The sequence below is a fragment of the Nostoc sp. KVJ3 genome (assembly GCF_026127265.1).
Classification (GTDB): Bacteria; Cyanobacteriota; Cyanobacteriia; order Cyanobacteriales; family Nostocaceae; genus Nostoc.
Map to the genome: position 1 here is coordinate 2,071,552 of NZ_WWFG01000001.1, position 18,453 is coordinate 2,090,004.

The following is an 18,453-nucleotide window of genomic DNA, read 5'->3' on the forward strand; positions in this document are numbered from 1 at the left end:
GGGTGTACTCTCAATATACGGTAACTATCACACTCAACCTTTGAGATAAATTACACCCAGAGGTGAATACCATGAGAAATTATGCTGATAAGCAAGAATTTGTATTAAGTCAAATCACAAACAAGTATTTTCAGCGTCGAGATTTCAGTAGATGTGACTTGAGTGGAATCGACCTACAAGGAATTAATCTAAGTGGTATTAACTTTATAGGAGCGGATTTACGTGATGCAAATCTGTGTGGGTGCGTCCTAACTCGCGCTAATTTAAGTGGTGCAAATTTGATGCAAGCTAACTTACGTGAAGCTAATTTGTATGAAGCATCTTTGTGTGAAGCTAACTTGATGAATGCTGATTTAACAGGAGCAAATTTGTGCGGAACTTTTTTATGGCGGGTGAAATTCACAGGTAGTAATCTTTTAGGTGCTTCTTTATGTGATGTGGATTTGAGAGAAGCTGACCTAAGTAAAGCCAATTTAATTGAAGCATCGCTAATTGAAGCTAACTTAAGTTTTGCAAATCTCGCAGGAGCAAAACTATGTGGAGCAAAATTAATAGAAGCTAATTTGACCCAGGCTAACTTAACTGGTGTAGATATGACATGGGCAAATTTAACCAAGGCGAACTTAAGTAAGGCAAATCTTTGGGATGCAAAGCTGATTTATGCGAAGTTTCGGGATACTATCATGCCTGATGGCACTATTGAACAACCTCAAATATTAATTTATTAATCAGAAGTCATTCAATAACATTGAATTGGGCATTGGGCATTGGGAATTAGTTCTTTATTCTTTCTTTCCCTGCTCCCTCATCTGCCCCATTTCCCATTCCCAAAAACTCCAACCCTAAGAGTAGGCTGTTGACTCTATGCCTTTTTAGGAGTTAAAAAGTCATGCAAAATATATGTCATTGCGAGCGAAGCGAAGCAATCCCAGGCGATTGCTTCGCTTCGCTCGCAATGACAGAAAAATAACATGAACCAAAAAACCCTAAATTAGAGGATGTTTGAAAAGTCCTTTTCTTAGTAGCAAAACGTTTTAGATCCCCCTAAATCCCCCGATAAATTGGGGGACTTTGATTCCAGTTCCCCCCTTTTTAAGGGGGGTTAGGGGGATCAACAAGTGCCTAAAATCACAGCTAAATACTTTTCAAACAACCTCTTAAATCGAAGTCAACAGCCTACCCTAAGAGTGGGTGGCATTTTTCACACTGCGCTAATTCTTTTGCATCCTCTACGGTTTGTTTATTCAAAAATGCTCAATCAAAACCAAATACCTTTATTAGATGCCTTAAAAGCCAATGCAGCAAGACCCCACGCGCCTTTTTACACCCCAGGACATAAACAAGGTGAGGGAATTTCTCAACCATTAGCTGATTTACTTGGTAAAGCTGTCTTTCGTGCTGATTTAACCGAATTAGCAGATTTAGATAATCTCTTTGCACCCCAAGGAGTTATTCAAGAAGCACAGCAACTAGCAGCTGAAGCTTATGGTGCTTCGCAAACATGGTTTCTTGTCAACGGTTCTACCTGTGGGATTGAAGCGGCAATTCTGGCTACCTGTGGTATGGGGGATAAAATTATTCTGCCTCGCAATGTGCATTCTTCTGCGATCGCAGGTTTAATTCTCTCTGGTGCAATGCCAATTTTTATCAATCCTCAATACGACGCAGTTTTAGATATTGCCCACAGCATCACGCCCAATGCTGTGCAATCTGCACTCCAACAACATCCAGATGCCAAAGCAGTGTTGATAGTTTACCCAACATATTACGGCGTTTGTGGAGATTTGAGTGCGATCGCCAATATCACACATCAATATAATATCCCTTTACTCGTAGATGAGGCACACGGCGCACACTTTGCCTTTCATCCCGAATTACCCACTTCAGCTTTAGCCGCAGGTGCTGATTTAACTGTACAATCTATCCACAAAGTACTCGGTGCAATGACACAGGCATCGATGCTGCATATCCAAGGTAGTAGGATAGATAGCGATCGCATCAGTAAAGCTTTGCAACTCGTACAATCTACCAGTCCTAGCTATTTACTTTTAGCTTCTTTAGATGCAGCACGTCAGCAAATGGCACTCCACGGAAAAATGCTGATGTCTCGCACATTGCAACTTGCTAATGAAGCGAGAACAAAAATCAGTCAAATTCCTGGCTTATCGATTTTAAGCCCCCCTTCTCAAGGGGGGTTGGGGGGATCTCCCGGCTTTATGGCTTTAGACGAAACGCGATTAACTGTAACCGTTTCTGGTTTAGGCTTAACCGGATTTGAAGCAGAGGAAATTCTAAATGAAAAATTTGCTGTCACTGCTGAATTCGCTTCACTGCAACACCTCACCTTTATCATTAGTTTAGGCAACACTACAGCTGATATTGAGCAATTAGTACAAAGTTTTACTAATCTTGCCAAAGAATATCGCCGTACCAACTTGAATCTGACAAATCTTAATGGGCAAAATCTTTTAAGTACACAGGATTATACTTTACATTTTTCTCCCCGTGAAGCCTTTTTTGCCGTCAGTGAAACATTGCCTTTAGCACAAACAAGCGATCGCATCTGTGCTGAAATCATCTGTCCCTATCCCCCAGGAATTCCTGTCTTAATGCCGGGAGAAATCATCACCAAACCTGTCCTTGACTATCTGCAACAAATTCAGGTGATGGGAGGATTTATCAGTGGTTGTACTGATATTAATTTACGCAAAATCAAGGTAGTCAAAAAATAACTTATATGATAATTTTAAGACATTTATCACAATGTTTACCCCTTTGTAAAATTTACCTGAATTATCCTCTATTAAGAATAAATTTAAATCCATGAAGATAAATTTTTGGTTCCTATCAGTTGTACTTTCCCTGACAACAACTTACAACATAGCGGCTTTTGCTCAAACTCCAACGACTACTATTGCACCAAATAGTAACGCTCAAGAAATAGAAAAAACTAATAATATCAAGAAATTGTTCGAGTTAACTGGTGTGAAGAATATTTATCGACAGATACTCACTCAATCATTAAATGAGTTCAAGTCCGATTACCCTCAAGTACCTCAAAAATTTTGGGATAAGTTTGCTACTGAATTCAAATCAGATGATCTTGTAGATGAGATTATTCCTATTTATAATAAATACTTTACCAATGAAGAAATCAAACAACTTATTGCATTTTATCAAACACCTGTAGGACAAAAAGCAATTACTGTTATTCCCAAAATTTATCAGGAATCTTATGAGATTGCGAAAAAATATGGAATAGCAGCAGCCGAAAGGGCCTTAAAAAAATTGGAAGCAGAAGGATATATCCACCCTAGTAAATAAAGCAGTGGATGACTTTAACTGGAATTTAGGAATGGTAATTTTTCGGTTCTGCTCAATTAGCAATCCTGTCAATAAGAAGCAAAGGGGCAAGATTCTTTTTGCTCTCTTGCTCCCGGCGTGCCTATTGTGACTGGCTTGATAAAGTAACTTTAAACCCAGATCAACTTTGCTCTCCACCTTCTACAATAAAGATAGACTCTGTTGAGATTTGTATAGTTGGGGATAAGCTGTCATGGCTCCCGCCGTTTTCATTCAAAATTTGCAAAAACGTTACGGTACAGTGGTTGCCGTCCAAGATGTTTCCTTTCAGGTAGAACCAGGAGAAATCTTTGGTTTACTAGGCCCCAACGGTGCTGGGAAAACTACAACCTTGCGTGCCTTATGTACGCTGACCACACCGGATGCTGGCAAAATCGAAGTATCTGGCATCTCTGTGTTAGATAATCCCAGAGTGGCAAGACAACGACTAGGCTATGTTGCTCAGGAAGTAGCTATAGATAAGGTGCTAACTGGAAAAGAACTGCTGCAATTGCAAGCAGCACTTTATCACCTTCCACGTGCAGTAGCCAAACAGCGCATTGAGACGGTATTAGATTTACTTGGTTTGCAAGAATACGCCAATAAAAAGACAGGAACCTATTCCGGTGGTTTACGCAAGCGCCTAGACTTGGCTGCTGGGTTGCTCCATGCACCAGATGTTTTGGTATTGGATGAGCCAACTGTAGGGCTTGACATAGAAACCCGTTCTGTAGTGTGGGACTTCCTCCGAAAATTACGCGCCTCTGGGACGACAGTAGTAATTACCAGCCATTACCTAGAAGAGATTGACGCTTTAGCCGATCGCGTGGCAATTATAGATCGGGGCGTGGTGATTGCTTCTGGCACACCTTCACAATTAAAAGATCAAGTAGGGGGCGATCGCATCACCTTGCGAATCCGTGAGTTTTCCCCCATTGAGGAAGCAGAAATTGCCAAAAACCTCTTGCAAACTTTACCTTTTGTCCAAGAAGCCATCATCAACAGCGCTCAAGGTAATTCCCTGAACTTAGTGGTGACACCTCAAAACGATGTTCTCATTAACATACAGCAAGCGCTAAATACTGCTGGCTTGCCCATATTTGGTATTGCCCAATCTCGCCCCAGCCTCGATGACGTTTACCTCGCCGCCACAGGGCGCACCCTAATGGATGCGGAACTGGCAGCCGTTGCCACCCGCGATCCCAAAGCTGAGAAAAAGCAGCTTATGAGATAGGGAATGGGGAATGGGGCAGGGGAGGCAGGGGAAGCAGGGGAGGCAGGGGAGGCAGAGGGAGAAAAATTAATAACTCAATCCCCAATCCCCAATCCCCAATTCCCAATCCCTAATCCCCAATCCCCAATTCCCAATCCCTAATCCCCAATTCCCAATTCCCAATTCCCAATCCCAAATTATGAGCGTTACTCCTAAAACTGATATCAATTGGCAGCCGATAACATCGCCACAAGCAGATGTTAATCCTGTACCTAACTTTTTCGGTGAATTGATACAAGAGACGTTAGCTTTAACTCGTCGCTTGTTTATTCAGCTGCAACGCCGTCCCTCAACTTTGGTTGCTGGAATTATTCAGCCAGTGATGTGGTTGATACTGTTTGGTGCTTTGTTCCAAAATGCCCCCAAGGGTATATTTGGCAATACAACAACAAATTACGGACAATTTTTAGCTGCTGGCATCATTGTATTTACAGCCTTTGCTGGAGCGCTGAATGCTGGTTTACCCGTAATGTTTGATCGTGAGTTCGGCTTTTTAAATCGGTTGCTGGTAGCACCATTAGCATCGCGATTTTCTATTGTCTTTGCTTCAGCAATCTTCATCATCAGCCAAAGTTTACTGCAAGCAGCCGTGATTGTAGCGGCGGCGGCGTTCTTGGGCGCTGGACTACCCAATGCAGTTGGTTTAAGTGCGATCGCTCTCATTGTCTTCCTCTTAGCTTTGGGAGTAACAGCCATCTCCCTCGGCTTGGCTTTCGCCCTACCCGGACACATTGAACTGATTGCAGTGATTTTTGTCACCAATCTACCATTATTGTTTGCTAGTACTGCCTTGGCTCCTTTATCCTTCATGCCTCAGTGGTTACAGGTTATTGCTACCTTGAATCCTCTTAGCTATGCGATCGAACCTATTCGCTATCTCTATCTCCATAGTAGTTGGGAATTAGGTAGCGTAGTTATGCAAGCTCCTTGGGGTAATGTTACCTTTGGAGGAGCGTTGCTAGTGTTGTTTGGCTTTGCCTTTGTCGCCTTAATAAGCATTCAACCCCAACTGCGACGGACTCTTGCTTAATTAGATAAAATAGAGCAATTTTAGGGTCAAAATCCCATGAAAAAACCATTTTTACAAATTCCTAGAATTTTGGTAGCTACTGTGGCAGGAATTGGCTTCGCGTCCTTGCTGATAGCTCAACCTAGTTCGGCTCAAGTAAGCAGCCCAGCCGATGCTTTTCCCAGTACCAGTACAACAGACCAAAATACCGATCCGTTCTCTCGTTCTAACTCAGATAATTTCAATATGTTAGACCTGGTTCATCGGGCAAATTTTGGTACTCTCAACTGGGATTCTAACCAAAAAAACGAACAATTAGACTCAGCCGCAGCAGTCTTTAGAGCAAGTCAACAAAAACGAATTCAACAAGGTCAACCACAACAAGCAACCCCCGCTTCGCCATCGGTTACGACGCAGCCATCGTTTACGCTGCCATTACCGTCAGGTAACTGAAATCAAATAAAGAACCCCAAGCCTCTAATACTTTGTCAGCTAGTTTTGTGGGTTTGTAGTAAGTACTTTAGTGCTTAGAAAATAAGGACTAAAGTCCTTACCCTTTAGGTTCGTTAGTCGCTCATGGGGGAAACCCCCTTGGTGCTAGCCTCTCCCTTTGGGAGAAGACCGCGCTAACTCACTACGAACTTGTTTACCCATCAATTTCAACTTGACAGATTATTAGAGCTTGGGATTGAGACTATTTCAAAAATCCTTAGTTATTGGGGTAAAAAACTACAGCCCAAGTGCTGCTAAAATATCGCTAGCATGGGTGGTGGTATTTACAGCAGTGTCAACATGGGTAATTTTACCTTTGGGGTCAATTACGTATGTGACGCGCTTGGCATAACCACCGCCATCCACATCGAAAGCTGTGATGAGTGATTTGTCGGAGTCAGCCAGTAGGGGAAAATTCAAATTATATTTTTGGGTGAATGCTTGATGAGAAACCTCATCATCAGCACTGACTCCCAACACTACAACATCTTTACCTTGATATTGAGACTGGGCATCCCGAAAACTACAGGCTTGTTTGGTGCAGCCTGGCGTGTCATCTTTGGGGTAAAAATATAAAACGACAGTCTTACCGGCAAAGTCAGATAGCGAGACTGTGTTGCCGTTTGTATCTTTGGCGGTAAATGCAGGTGCATCCGTACCAACTGCTAGAGGCATAATTAACCTTTCCTGTTTCAGATTGTTGATGCACTTGAAATTTTACATTAATTTATGGGGTGTGATGCGTAAAGCCCCCACGATTCATCCGGGGGATATAAGCGAACAGCCGAATTCATTCGGCATTATTATGCAAAAGATGCTAGCGTAATATAGTGTTTGCTTGGTCGAGCAATCGTGATAATTTACGAGTTCAAAGTCAAGGGAAAGGATAAGCAATATCGTGCAATAAATGACGCTATTCGCACATCTCAGTTCATCCAAAACAAGTGTTTAAGACAATGGATGGATGTCAAAGGGTTGAGTAAATACGACCTCAATAAATATTGTGCTGTACTTGCTGCCGAATTTCCCTTTGCAGACGAACTAAATTCAATGGCTCGACAATCTGCGGCAGAACGTGCTTGGTCAGCAATAGCTCGATTTTACGATAAGTGCAAGAAAAAAATCAAGGGTAAAAAGGGGTTTCCAAAGTTTAAAAAGAATTGCCGTTCAGTTGAATACAAGACTTCTGGATGGGCACTCTCAGAGAACAGGAAGGCGATTACTTTTAGAGACAAAAAAGGGATAGGAACTCTTAAGCTAAAGGGAACTTATGATCTTAATCATTACAACATCAAACAGATTAAGCGCGTCCGATTATTACGTCGTGCCGACGGGTATTATGCTCAATTTGCTGTCGATGTTGACATTAAGGTTGAAACTCAACCTACCTTACAGGTAGTCGGTATTGACTTAGGGTTAAAGTATTTCATTGCCGATAGTAAAGGTTCGGTTGAACCATCACCCCAATTCTACCGTAAATCTGAGAAGCAGTTAAACCGAGTCAACCGCAAGAAGTCCAAGAAGTTCAGTGCGGAACGGGATATTGCCAAAACTAGGCAATCATCCAACTACTACAAAGCTAGAGTTAGGTATGCGAGGAAGCATTTAAGAGTAAGTAGGCAGCGAAAAGAGTACTGCAAGCGTGTTGCACACTCCGTCATCCAATCTAATGATTTGGTAGCCTATGAAGACTTAAGTGTGAAGAACATGGTAAAAAACCGACATCTAGCTAAATCAATATCTGATGCTGGGTGGTCAACCTTCCGTCAATGGTTAGAATATTTTGGGTACAAATATGGGAAGGTAACTGTTGCTGTTCCTCCACATAATACGAGTCAAAACTGTTCTAATTGTGGGAAGAAGGTCAAGAAGTCTCTATCTACAAGAACTCATGTTTGCCCACATTGCAACTATGTGGAAGATAGGGACATCAACGCCAGCATCAACATTTTGAGATTAGGACTCAGTACCGTAGGGCATACGGGAACTTACGCTTGGGGAGATTTGCCCTCTTGGGCAGTTGGCGCAAGCCTGCTGTCTAACGGCGAGTCAGCGAACCAAGAATCCCCCGTTTTATAAACGGGGGAGTGTCAAAATGATTAAATATAATTGCTAAAAAATAGCATAACTATACTTTAGGTAACTAATTTTGGTTAAATGAGGTATACAGTACAAAAAAAATATATTCTTGAATTAATCTTTTTTAGAAGAAAAATTTCTCCCCGTACACAATGGCTGCTGCTGATTCCCAAAACCCAAATATTTTTGTCTATCCTCAAAATACAGTAGAAAGAGCCGAGCGATCGCTAGTGTGTTCGCCTTTCAATTTATCTTTATTTGAAGTCATGGGACACCAGAGTGTTTCATTAACCGCGATCGCCTTAGACAATGGACTCAAGCAGGGCTATACTAAGCGCCCTTTATCAGAATTAGCCTGTGACAACGCCTTGGGCTGGCTGATTCAAGTAGGTGTATTGCGTCGAGAAGTGGATGGTCAGGGGATTACAGATAGTTTTCGCCTTACTCCCTTGGGTCGTCAGTTAGTGGAAAAATATCAGGGAAAAAATTGGCGGACACCTTCATGGCGCGATCGTTTATTCGATGCTGTGATTCGTTGGTTGCGAATACCCTTTTAGAAGAAAAACCCAATAGTTAGGATTAGGCAATCAAAGGGAATAATATATACGGAAACATCACATCTGTTCATGAAGTCTTTACAATGTGGTGGTAATTGGGAATTGGGAACTTGTACTGAGCGAAGCCGAAGTACAAGTTCCCAATTCTCAAGTATCTTGAAAAACTAACTAATAAATAGCAACTATGAAATCAATTATGGTGGTGGGGACAACATCACATGCAGGGAAATCACTTTTAACTACAGCTATTTGTCGTATTCTGTCGCGGCGTGGTTGGCGGGTGGCTCCCTTTAAAGGTCAAAATATGGCTTTAAATGCTTATGTTACTGCCAGTGGTGGAGAAATTGGCTATGCCCAAGCAGTACAGGCTTGGGCTGCGGGAGTCGTACCTTGGGTAGAAATGAATCCAATTTTACTCAAACCTCAAGGGGATATGACTTCTCAAGTAATAATTAAAGGTAGGTCTGTAGGGAAAGTAAGTGCCTCAGATTACTACGAGCAATATTTTGAACTGGGATGGCGGACAATTGAAGAATCGCTACAGCATTTAGGAACAGAATTTGACTTACTGGTTTGCGAAGGGGCTGGTAGCCCAGCAGAGATTAACCTCAAGCACCGCGATTTAACTAATATGCGGGTGGCAAAATATTTGAATGCACCAACGATGTTAGTTGTTGATATCGATCGGGGTGGTGCTTTTGCCCATGTCGTTGGAACCTTAGAGTTATTAGAACCCGATGAACGCGCTCTAATTAAGGGTGTAGTAATTAACAAATTTCGAGGACAGCGATCGCTCCTAGATTCGGGGATAAAATGGTTAGAAGAACGCACAGGTATTCCTGTTGTCGGTGTTATCCCCTACTTACAAGAAGTGTTTCCGGCAGAAGACTCCCTTGATTTACTAGAGCGTCAATCGTCGTCAAGTAAAGCCCAAACAGACCTCAATATTGCTGTCATCCGCTTACCCAGGATTGCCAATTTCACCGACTTTGATCCACTAGAATCAGAAAGCACAGTTTCAGTAAAATACCTCAGTCCTAAACAAGATTTAGGACATCCTGATGCCGTAATTATCCCAGGCACAAAGACCACGATTGCTGATTTGCTATTGTTGCAAAAAAGTGGTATGGCAGAAGCTATTCAACACTATGCTGCCTCTGGGGGAACGGTTTTAGGTATCTGCGGTGGCTATCAGATGCTCGGTCAAATCATCGCCGATCCTGAAGGCATAGAAGGACAAGCTGGCAGATTTCAGGGGTTAAATCTTTTACCAATTAGAACCGTAATTACCGGACAAAAAATCGCCCGCCAGCGCCAAGTTAGCTCAAATTACCCACAACAGGGTTTGCCAGTCAATGGCTTTGAAATCCACCAAGGGCGATCGCGCATCGAACAGCAAGGAATAGACCCTCAATCCTACCATGCCCTATTTGACGATATTAATTTAGGATTAGTAGATAGTTGTCAATCAGTTTGGGGAAGTTACCTCCACGGGCTTTTTGACAACGGCCCTTGGCGACGCGCTTGGTTAAATCGCCTCCGTCAACAGCGCGGTTTAAAATCTTTGCCCACAGGTGTTGCTAACTACCGAGAACAGCGAGAGCAGATTTTGGACTCCCTAGCCACTGAAGTCGAAAGTCATTTAGACTTAACTCCATTTTTGTCTTAAGCTAGGCTCTGATCGGAAATTTCAATACGAATTATTAATGATTGTTCGCGTCCGCTTTTTACCAGATGATGTCACAGTAGATGCCGAAGTGGGAGAAGCCCTTTTAGATGTAGCAGACCGGGCTGGGGTATTTATTCCCACCGGTTGTCTAATGGGGTCTTGTCACGCTTGCACCGTCGAATTAGAGGATGGAGAAATCATCCGCGCTTGTATCACCGCAGTCCCGCCACGCGAAGAATTGACGATTAATTTGTTTAGCGATCCTACTTGGTAATGTCGCCCCTGTCATTGAGAATGATTGGTATGCTATGGCAATATTAATGATGATTATCCTTTTGATTTTTGAACAAAATTAGGTATTGTAGAGTGTGTTAGAACGGAGTTCGTAACGCACCATTATCAGGGGTTTGGTGCCGTACTCTCCGCGATCACACCCTACATATATTTTCAGAAATCAAACCGGATTCCTCTATATCAATTAGCTTTAACATTCAGCGCGTATTCTTTAAACCTTTCTAAATCAGCTTGAATTGTCGATTCAACTATCCGTCCTAAAAATAAGTTATCCATAATTTTGCCAATAATGCCGGGGATAGCGTAGGAAATACTCATTTTGACAATGCTACTATTGTGGCGATCGTAAAAGCGAATTGCTCCCTGATTCGGCAAACCATCAATCGATTCCCATTGGATAATTTGGTTTGGGATAACTTTGAGAATTCGGGATTTCCAGGTAAATTCCAGACCGCCACCAGCACGAAGTTTCCAAAGAGATATATCTGGATTATCTGGTGGAATTTTCACAGAATCAATCCACTTCATCCACAGGGGCATTTGCTCCAAATCAGACCAGAGACTCCATACTAAATCTATGGGAGCCTCTACTTCTACCTGCACAGTATGCTCTAACCAGTCTGACATCTCTACTTCTTCCTTTGCGCTCTTTGCGCCCTTTGCGGTTCGTTATCTCTTCAAACTTTCCAAAATCACTTTTGCCGCCCGCCGTCCAGAAATAGTAGCACCTTCCATACTGTCGATGTAGTCTTGCTGAGTATAACTCCCGGCAAGAAAGAAATTATCTACTGGTGTTTTTTGGTTGGGACGGTACGCATCCATCCCTGGCGCTTCTCGGTAGAGAGACTGAGCAAGTTTTACCACACTATACCAAGTCATATTTAGCTCCCGCGACGAGGGAAACAGTTCGTGAACTTGCTTGAGGACATGCTGTGCGATCGCTTCATTGCTTTGGGTAATAAACGGATCTCCCGGTGTCAGCACCAGTTGTAACAATGACCCCTGTCCTGGGCGATAATAATCAGCAGGGCTAGTCAACGCCAAATCGGCAAAACAAGAAAAGTCAGCATCGGCTGTGTAGAGTAAATTATCAATTCCAGCCGCGTGCAAAAGCTGTTTACGTTGTTCTCCATCGTTCAGTTCTGTTACCCAACCATCGAAGCGTAATTGCACTGTAGCCACTGGTACTGCATCCAGTTTGTAAATATTGTCAAATTCTGACCACTTACGCCACTCCTGGGGTAAGATACGTTGAATTCCTGGAACATCACAGGCAAAAACGTAAGCGTCAGCAGTGATAGTTTCTACTGCATCACCTTGAGCAACTGCTATACCAGTAACGCAGGTTTGTTCGCCTGACTCAGTAAATTGAATTTCCCGCACTTGCCGACGCGTATAAACTTTAGTGCCTCTGGCTTCTAAATATTCCAGAATGGGTTTGTGTAAATATTCAGATGGAGAACCTTCCAGCATTCGTAAAACTGAAGCTTCAGTTCTGACTGCAAATAACTGGAATATCGTTAACATACAACGGGCAGACATATTTTCGCAATCAATAAATCCCAATGCGTAGGCAATGGGATTCCATAAGCGCTTAATACTGCCATTACTCCCACCGTGACTGCGAAACCAATCGGCAAAGCTAATTTTATCTAAGTTACGGATAGTTTTCATCGCCCCATTAAAGTCTACCAATCCGCGAACTATCGGACTAGTACCCAAAGCGATCGCATTTTGCAATTTATCCTGCAACGATAGTTGGGAAGTCGTGAAAAATGCCTTTAAGCCATTGAAAGGCGCACCTGTAAAAAAGCGAAAATCCAAACCACCAGTGCGTCCCCCTTTATTAATAAAGGTGTGGGTATGTTCCTTGAGGCGTAAGTTTTCTAACACGCCCACTTTCTTCATCAAGTCAAATAGTTGGTAGTAGCACCCGAAAAATACATGTAAACCCATTTCTAGATGGTTGCCATCTCCATCAACCCAACTGCCAACTTTGCCACCTACAAACGGACGAGACTCAAAAATCTCTATTTCACAACCAGCATCAGCTAAATCTACTGCGGTTGCTAGTCCAGCAAGTCCCGCACCTACGATTGCAACACGCATTCCGTCGTTCCTTTTCAGTTTCTTTACAGATTGTAACTGGGTTGGTGTCGGAATTTGCTACTTGATATCAACTCTATCAGCATATCAAGTCCGGGCAATGTCGATGCTAAAACCTCTTTGATTACTTCTTTTAGTCCCGACAAATGACCAGACGCGTTTTTCTCGCGTCTGTATCAGTTAGACAAATTCTTGTCCATCGCGGCGCACTCAAAAAAGTATCAGAGCTATTTTTTAGTGGCAAAGCAGTTATCTCGTAAGTAGTGAAAGTATGTTATTACTTGTTTACATCTTTACCTTCGTCGGAGACAGGCAAACTTCTAATCAGTTCGCGAATCACGTCGGTTGCAGGTCTACCTGTTTGTTGGCAATATTTTTCTAGTTTCTCCGCTTCCTGTGTTGCGAGATTAACTGTTATGCGTTTAACGGCCCATTTTTTATTTGTCATTATCATGCTATCTGCTGTATATATTAGATTCTCGAAAGAGTGATAAGTTAAAGAGGGAAGATAAGATTATCAGAATTTGTCTCAGGAAACAAGTAATAGCATTAGTATCAAAAATTCTCGTTTTGTCAAATGATTCATCATTTTCTAAAGAATTCAAAAAACTACACTTTATTTGTTACTACTTTGACAGCAAAAACAGCACATAGTTCCTTTTGAGGATAATAACCCTATTAACATCATCAGTAAAGCCTGACAAATAAATTTTATAAATGAATTTGAGAGACATAGTATTGACTCAATCAAGATTTCCAAAGTTATTCTCCATAGAAAGGATTTGATCTTCTCTCTTAAGGAAGTTCGCTAAACTCACTTGGAGAGAAAATGCGGTACAACATCTGAAAACAGAGTTTTAGGATTATTATCGGGCTGAATAACTCTGAAATATTGGCTTAATCGCAGTTTGTAGTAGGATTATAGGCTGTAATCACTCACTTAAAATTAGGCAAATAGGCGATCACTTTAGAGCAAATATCCATCTGCACCCATAGCTGTAAACAATAAGCTAAGAGTTGCTTGAAGGTTAAGAACCTTTGCTTACCGCCATTAAGCTAATTGCTTACCCGTGATAATCTTATAGTCACAAACAAAGGCACAAGACTCAGTTTCCTGGGTATAAATAGCCAAGAATTTTAGTGAAATTTAACCATGCTATCTGTAATTACACACAGATAAATTAAGCCAAAATAGATATGATGTTACTTGATTGTTCCTGATAATAATATTTTAGTTTTGTTTCATTTTTTTAGGTCAATTACTCGTAAAGACATGATGAAATCTTAGATATATTTTCTCTTCCTCCTTCCGATATAATTTGCTTTAACTCAGTGATTTTTTTTCACTAATGGTATTCATCTAGTTTGAGGCTATACAAATTACTTTTTAGCCAACGAATGCGCTAAAAATTCTGAGGAAGAACAATTTTGTGGATCTCAAATAAAGAGAAAAATTACTGCGAAAAAATTAGATGCAAGTATTGTTAACTATATAGATTGCCCATAAAAATGGTTTTGTATTTTAATGTTTTTTTGGGTGTATTCATTATAGCCATTATCTCTGCGCTTTAAATAAACTTTATTCAGTCACTAAATAAGCTCATTTTTGCACTTTATAAAAAAATTACAAAGAAAGATATATGAGTTCAGCTTTTGCTTAATGATATTGATATATAACAATATCCTAAGCTCAAAAACTTGTTAAAGAAAAGATTCTGATATTGAAGTACATCGGCTAGGTTTGATTAAACGGACTTCGTAAATAATTGTCTACTATTTTGTACTGATTTATACTGGTAAATTTCCAAATGAAATTACTAGAAAAATATGAGAATATAGATACTTCATGAAATTTAGGTGAAGTTAGCTTCTGCAAATGTGGATAATAAGGGGCCCTAACCTGAGAGGTACGTAGATGGTTGAAGAAGGCAGAAAGCTTAGAACACAATTGAGTCATTCTGGAAGAACCTCTTCCTTAGCCTCATACCCTTGGGTTAATAGATACATTGCAATATATTGCAACGTCTCTACGAACTTAAAATCAATACTAAAAATCCTTAAGCTATAGGACTACTATTTGATTTTTGAAAAATACGTAGGGTGTTATCGCGGAGAGTACGACACCAAACCCTTGATAATGGTGCGTTACGAACTACGTTCTAACACAACGAACGCCAGTTTCTACAACGGAGGGAACCTCCCTTCGGGTTCACCAGTCGCCTAGGTTAGGAAACCCGCCTACAGCGATGTATTCACCGCAACGCACTGGCTCCGCTACAATACCTAATTTGGTTCAAAAATCAAATATGATTCCTATAGCCGTAATCTGACATTCAGGATTACGGCCATTAATGCAACTATTCAAATTTAAGTTGGGGCATGAGTTGGAGAGTACCAATACCTAAATCTTTCGGTGAAAGCGATCGCGTTTCAAACAAAGCCATCATATCCCGTAACTGAGGATTGCCACGAGAGGCTCCCGTTAGTCCTTTAGCAATGATTAAGCCACAGTAGCCCTTAGTATTTTTACAGCGTTGATTCCATTTTTTTCGGGCTTCTACATGAATTGGATCTTGATCTAAAAATTCACCGAATAGGAACAATTCACCATTTTCAGTTTGTAATAAACCGAGGTCGTAGCGATCGCCATCGAAAGGATCGGCACCTGGATTAAAGCAAATCGCTCTCAGTCCGCTTGCTGCTTCAATTCTTTCAATTACAATCTTCGCCTTGGGCCGAGAAGTTTGAATTAAAATCACCGGTAAACCGTCACCCACTTGTTTGATTTCACCAGCTTTATGATAAGTTACCCCCTTACGAAGGTATTCCAGCATTTCCCAGGACACTACACCTAAGCTGAGGAAAGAGTCTTCCGGTATCAAGTCATCTTGCAATGATTGGAAATTCGGGGAGTCAAGATTGTCAATTTCCTCCTCATCGTCACCAAAGCCTGCCATTTCTTCTAATTCTGCTGCTAACTCTGGCATGGTAGAGACTGTCACAGCCACAGATTTAGTTGATTCTTCTGACTGCGGTAGAGAAATACGATAGCGACGGCTGAGGGGAGGAAAAATATCCTCATGCAAATGGCGACGGTGATCGCGAATGAAGCGGATCAGGCTTTCGATCGCAACGAAGATTACCAGTGCTTCTTCGTCATACAAAACAGACCGTAATCCTTCTAAGGGGTGGATATTACCAAAAGTTGGGTCAATTTCTGATGATGGCAGATCCGCCAAATCACTTTCTTCGTCTTCGTCTTCGTCTTCATCAGCACTCTCAAAGGTGAGAAAGAGGCAATCTTGCTTGAGGAAAGCTTCTTCTAGATGTTCCGTTGATTCTTCATCTTGTAAAACCTCGGTACGAAACTGTTTTAAAGACTCTTCTGAGCGATAAAACAAAATCCCATACTCCATTCCCAGCATTCCCATGACTGAGGCGTAGAGTGTACCAACATCCCACTTATTAATCTCGATTGACAAAATCTGTTGTTCTTCCAAAAATTCCCAAGGCGCTGCTTGCCAAATTGCAAATGCTTTCTCTCGCAAAATTTGTGCGTACTGTGGGGGTAAGTCGGGGGTTTGACTATCGAGGATGTCAGCAAACCCGCGGAACAGTTCGTCAATTAAAGGTAGTTCTGGTGCGTAGTCGATGGCGATATCCAAATCTTGCAGCACCCCTCGCAGGTAAAATTGGATCTCGCGGTCTTTGACTACAATTCTTTGGGGTCTGGCAGGTCTCGCCGGACTGTGGGGATGTTCCATTGCTCGCATCAAGGTACGAACTATTGCTTCTGGGCCAACATCTGAAGCTACCACGTCCATTCCTCGGACAACACCTTGGGAATAATCTACCCAAAGAATGCATTCTCCCTTTTCCTGGGAGTCTGAGTGCTGGTTTGGTGATGACAACGGACGGCGATCGCCCTCCCATACAGAAGGAATTTGCGTTAATTTCTTCAAGCGACGACTGGTAGAGCGATTAAAACTTGTCATAGAGTAAGTTAATCAAAAGAAGCAATTTGGCAGTAAACTTTGGGAAATAGCTAGCCTCGGATTAGGTTTTTATGGCTGCACCTGATAGTTGCTTCTCAGACTTGCCATACTTGAACTCCAAACATACCGAATCTCTAAACACACTGAATCTCTCAATTCTAGAATAAAAATCTTTGGCTGCTTTTAACGGAGTGTTTACAATTTGGCATCTAAAGACATCTAAGCCGTTAGAATAAATACAAAAACACCAATGGCAACCCAGAGGCATTAACAAGCCAATATCGGGTAGATATGAGACTAATAAAGGAGTTAAAAAGCAGATGACACAAGCAATTCAGTCTCAACAACGCGGAATCCTGTTGAGCGAAGCCGCATTGCACCAGGTAAAATCCCTCCGGGACAAGCAAGGTACAGACTTCTGCTTACGGGTAGGAGTCCGTCAGGGTGGCTGTTCTGGGATGTCTTACATGATGGACTTTGAAGATACTAGCAAGATCACCCCGCAGGATGAAGTTTTTGACTATGATGGCTTCAAAATTGTCAGCGATCGCAAGAGTCTTTTATATCTCTACGGTTTAATGCTCGATTACAGCGATGCCATGATTGGCGGTGGCTTTCAATTCACTAACCCCAATGCTAACCAAACTTGCGGTTGCGGCAAGTCCTTTGGGGTGTAATATTGTCAGTTGTCATTTGTCCCTTGTCATTTGTCGTTTATCATTTGCAATTGCCTAATGACTAATGACTAATGACCAATGGCTAATGACCAATGACCAATGACCAATGACTAATGACCAATGACTAATACAGTTGAATCCCTGTTTGATACAGGTTTAGAACGCTATAAAGCAGGAGTTGCAGTAGATTCTTTAATCCCTGTCTTTAAAGAAGTGTGCGATCGCGCTCCGAAAACGAGTGCTGCTTGGATCTGTTTGGCGTGGTTATATCTACTCGATAACAAACCCAACTTGGCTTACAAAGCTGCACAGAAGGCAGTTAAGTTAAACCCACAAGACCCACAGGCTAGAGTAAATCTCGCTTTGGCAATGCTTGAAACAGGTCAAAAAGGTTTACGGGAACATATTGACATAGCACAGCAGCTAATTTTTGTCAATGAAGAGTGGCAAGATGAAATAAAAAATAGTATTGAAGACGGTTTAAGTAGAAAACCAGATTGGCAGAGTTTGAAAAAAGTTAAAAATTGGTTGTTTGAGGAATAGGGAGTGGGGAGTAGGGAGTGGGAGCAGGGGGAGATCAGGGAGTAGGGGAAGAAGAATTAATAACCAAATTCCCAATTCCCAATTCCCAATTCCCAATTCCTAATTCCCAATGCCCAATGCCCAATGCCCAATGCCCCGTTCCCCATTCCAAATCATGAAAGATAAATTGTTAAATTGGCTAAACACAGTTTTAGTTGCGGATGTTTTTTTGGTTTTGTTTGGTTTTGTGTGGTTAGCGATCGCTGCGATCGGTGATTCTGTAGGGTTAGACCTGGGTTTAGATTTGTGGCATCAACTCTGGCAGCCCTTGTTTAATCCAGCGATCGGTATCCTTATGGGTGGTGCTATTCTCAGTGGTATTATCAGTTGGGTTTCCAAAAAATTTCTCTCTAGTCAATAAATGGAGAATTGGGCATT

General features: G+C 41.8%; 18 protein-coding genes. 13 read left to right on the forward strand and 5 right to left on the reverse strand.

Going from position 1 to position 18,453, the window contains the following annotated elements:
- The first annotated feature begins 71 nt into the window (after positions 1-71).
- The 6 genes from GTQ43_RS08215 to GTQ43_RS08240 all read left to right on the forward strand — a co-directional run bounded on the left by GTQ43_RS08215 (position 72) and on the right by GTQ43_RS08240 (position 6,077).
- The gene (locus GTQ43_RS08215) at positions 72-728 is read left to right on the forward strand and encodes a pentapeptide repeat-containing protein (RefSeq protein WP_265272168.1); all 657 of its coding nucleotides are present in this window, start codon (positions 72-74) and stop codon (positions 726-728) included.
- A 522-nt stretch (positions 729-1,250) separates the two neighbouring features.
- Positions 1,251-2,732: an aminotransferase class I/II-fold pyridoxal phosphate-dependent enzyme gene (locus GTQ43_RS08220; RefSeq protein WP_265273705.1), complete on the forward strand. Its 1,482-nt coding sequence runs from the start codon at positions 1,251-1,253 to the stop codon at positions 2,730-2,732.
- Positions 2,733-2,823: 91 nt separating this feature from the next.
- A complete protein-coding gene (locus GTQ43_RS08225) occupies positions 2,824-3,324 on the forward strand; it encodes a DUF2059 domain-containing protein (protein ID WP_265272169.1) in 501 nt (166 codons plus the stop codon).
- A 232-nt stretch (positions 3,325-3,556) separates the two neighbouring features.
- Complete coding sequence (locus GTQ43_RS08230) at positions 3,557-4,576, forward strand: ATP-binding cassette domain-containing protein (protein WP_265272170.1); 1,020 nt, start codon at positions 3,557-3,559, stop codon at positions 4,574-4,576.
- 178 nt (positions 4,577-4,754) lie between these two features.
- The gene (locus GTQ43_RS08235; RefSeq protein WP_265272171.1) at positions 4,755-5,645 is read left to right on the forward strand and encodes an ABC transporter permease; all 891 of its coding nucleotides are present in this window, start codon (positions 4,755-4,757) and stop codon (positions 5,643-5,645) included.
- Positions 5,646-5,681: 36 nt separating this feature from the next.
- On the forward strand, positions 5,682-6,077 hold the full coding sequence (locus tag GTQ43_RS08240; RefSeq protein WP_265272172.1) for a hypothetical protein: 396 nt from the start codon (positions 5,682-5,684) through the stop codon (positions 6,075-6,077).
- 276 nt (positions 6,078-6,353) lie between these two features.
- On the opposite strand, the gene GTQ43_RS08245 is transcribed toward GTQ43_RS08240, so the two are convergent.
- On the reverse strand, positions 6,354-6,791 hold the full coding sequence (locus tag GTQ43_RS08245) for a peroxiredoxin (RefSeq protein WP_265272173.1): 438 nt from the start codon (positions 6,789-6,791) through the stop codon (positions 6,354-6,356).
- A 177-nt stretch (positions 6,792-6,968) separates the two neighbouring features.
- On the opposite strand from GTQ43_RS08245, the gene GTQ43_RS08250 reads away from it, so the two are divergent.
- The 4 genes from GTQ43_RS08250 to GTQ43_RS08265 all read left to right on the forward strand — a co-directional run bounded on the left by GTQ43_RS08250 (position 6,969) and on the right by GTQ43_RS08265 (position 10,695).
- Positions 6,969-8,195, forward strand: coding sequence for an RNA-guided endonuclease InsQ/TnpB family protein (locus GTQ43_RS08250; RefSeq protein ID WP_265272174.1), 1,227 nt, complete (start codon positions 6,969-6,971; stop codon positions 8,193-8,195).
- 152 nt (positions 8,196-8,347) lie between these two features.
- The gene (locus GTQ43_RS08255) at positions 8,348-8,752 is read left to right on the forward strand and encodes an Npun_F0494 family protein (RefSeq protein WP_265272175.1); all 405 of its coding nucleotides are present in this window, start codon (positions 8,348-8,350) and stop codon (positions 8,750-8,752) included.
- A 184-nt stretch (positions 8,753-8,936) separates the two neighbouring features.
- A complete protein-coding gene (gene cobQ, locus GTQ43_RS08260) occupies positions 8,937-10,421 on the forward strand; it encodes a cobyric acid synthase CobQ (protein WP_265272176.1) in 1,485 nt (494 codons plus the stop codon).
- Between the two features lie 37 nt (positions 10,422-10,458).
- Positions 10,459-10,695 (forward strand): 2Fe-2S iron-sulfur cluster-binding protein, encoded by a 237-nt coding sequence (locus GTQ43_RS08265; protein WP_069073076.1) that lies wholly within the window; start codon positions 10,459-10,461, stop codon positions 10,693-10,695.
- Between the two features lie 200 nt (positions 10,696-10,895).
- Here the strand turns inward: GTQ43_RS08265 and GTQ43_RS08270 are convergent, their stop codons facing one another.
- From GTQ43_RS08270 to GTQ43_RS08285, 4 genes are all read right to left on the reverse strand, one after another.
- Positions 10,896-11,342, reverse strand: a complete 447-nt coding sequence (locus GTQ43_RS08270; protein WP_265272177.1) for an SRPBCC family protein — start codon at positions 11,340-11,342, stop codon at positions 10,896-10,898.
- Between the two features lie 42 nt (positions 11,343-11,384).
- Positions 11,385-12,824: a 9,9'-di-cis-zeta-carotene desaturase gene (zds, locus tag GTQ43_RS08275; RefSeq protein ID WP_265272178.1), complete on the reverse strand. Its 1,440-nt coding sequence runs from the start codon at positions 12,822-12,824 to the stop codon at positions 11,385-11,387.
- Positions 12,825-13,098: 274 nt separating this feature from the next.
- The gene (locus GTQ43_RS08280; protein ID WP_265272179.1) at positions 13,099-13,275 is read right to left on the reverse strand and encodes a CopG family transcriptional regulator; all 177 of its coding nucleotides are present in this window, start codon (positions 13,273-13,275) and stop codon (positions 13,099-13,101) included.
- Positions 13,276-15,178: 1,903 nt separating this feature from the next.
- Positions 15,179-16,816, reverse strand: coding sequence for a DUF6930 domain-containing protein (locus GTQ43_RS08285; RefSeq protein WP_265272180.1), 1,638 nt, complete (start codon positions 16,814-16,816; stop codon positions 15,179-15,181).
- 320 nt (positions 16,817-17,136) lie between these two features.
- Between GTQ43_RS08285 and GTQ43_RS08290 the strand changes: the two genes are divergently transcribed.
- The 3 genes from GTQ43_RS08290 to GTQ43_RS08300 all read left to right on the forward strand — a co-directional run bounded on the left by GTQ43_RS08290 (position 17,137) and on the right by GTQ43_RS08300 (position 18,436).
- Complete coding sequence (locus GTQ43_RS08290; protein ID WP_012407303.1) at positions 17,137-17,493, forward strand: iron-sulfur cluster assembly accessory protein; 357 nt, start codon at positions 17,137-17,139, stop codon at positions 17,491-17,493.
- Positions 17,494-17,613: 120 nt separating this feature from the next.
- Positions 17,614-18,036: a tetratricopeptide repeat protein gene (locus tag GTQ43_RS08295; RefSeq protein WP_265272181.1), complete on the forward strand. Its 423-nt coding sequence runs from the start codon at positions 17,614-17,616 to the stop codon at positions 18,034-18,036.
- A 154-nt stretch (positions 18,037-18,190) separates the two neighbouring features.
- On the forward strand, positions 18,191-18,436 hold the full coding sequence (locus GTQ43_RS08300) for a hypothetical protein (RefSeq protein ID WP_265273706.1): 246 nt from the start codon (positions 18,191-18,193) through the stop codon (positions 18,434-18,436).
- Positions 18,437-18,453: the final 17 nt, after the last annotated feature.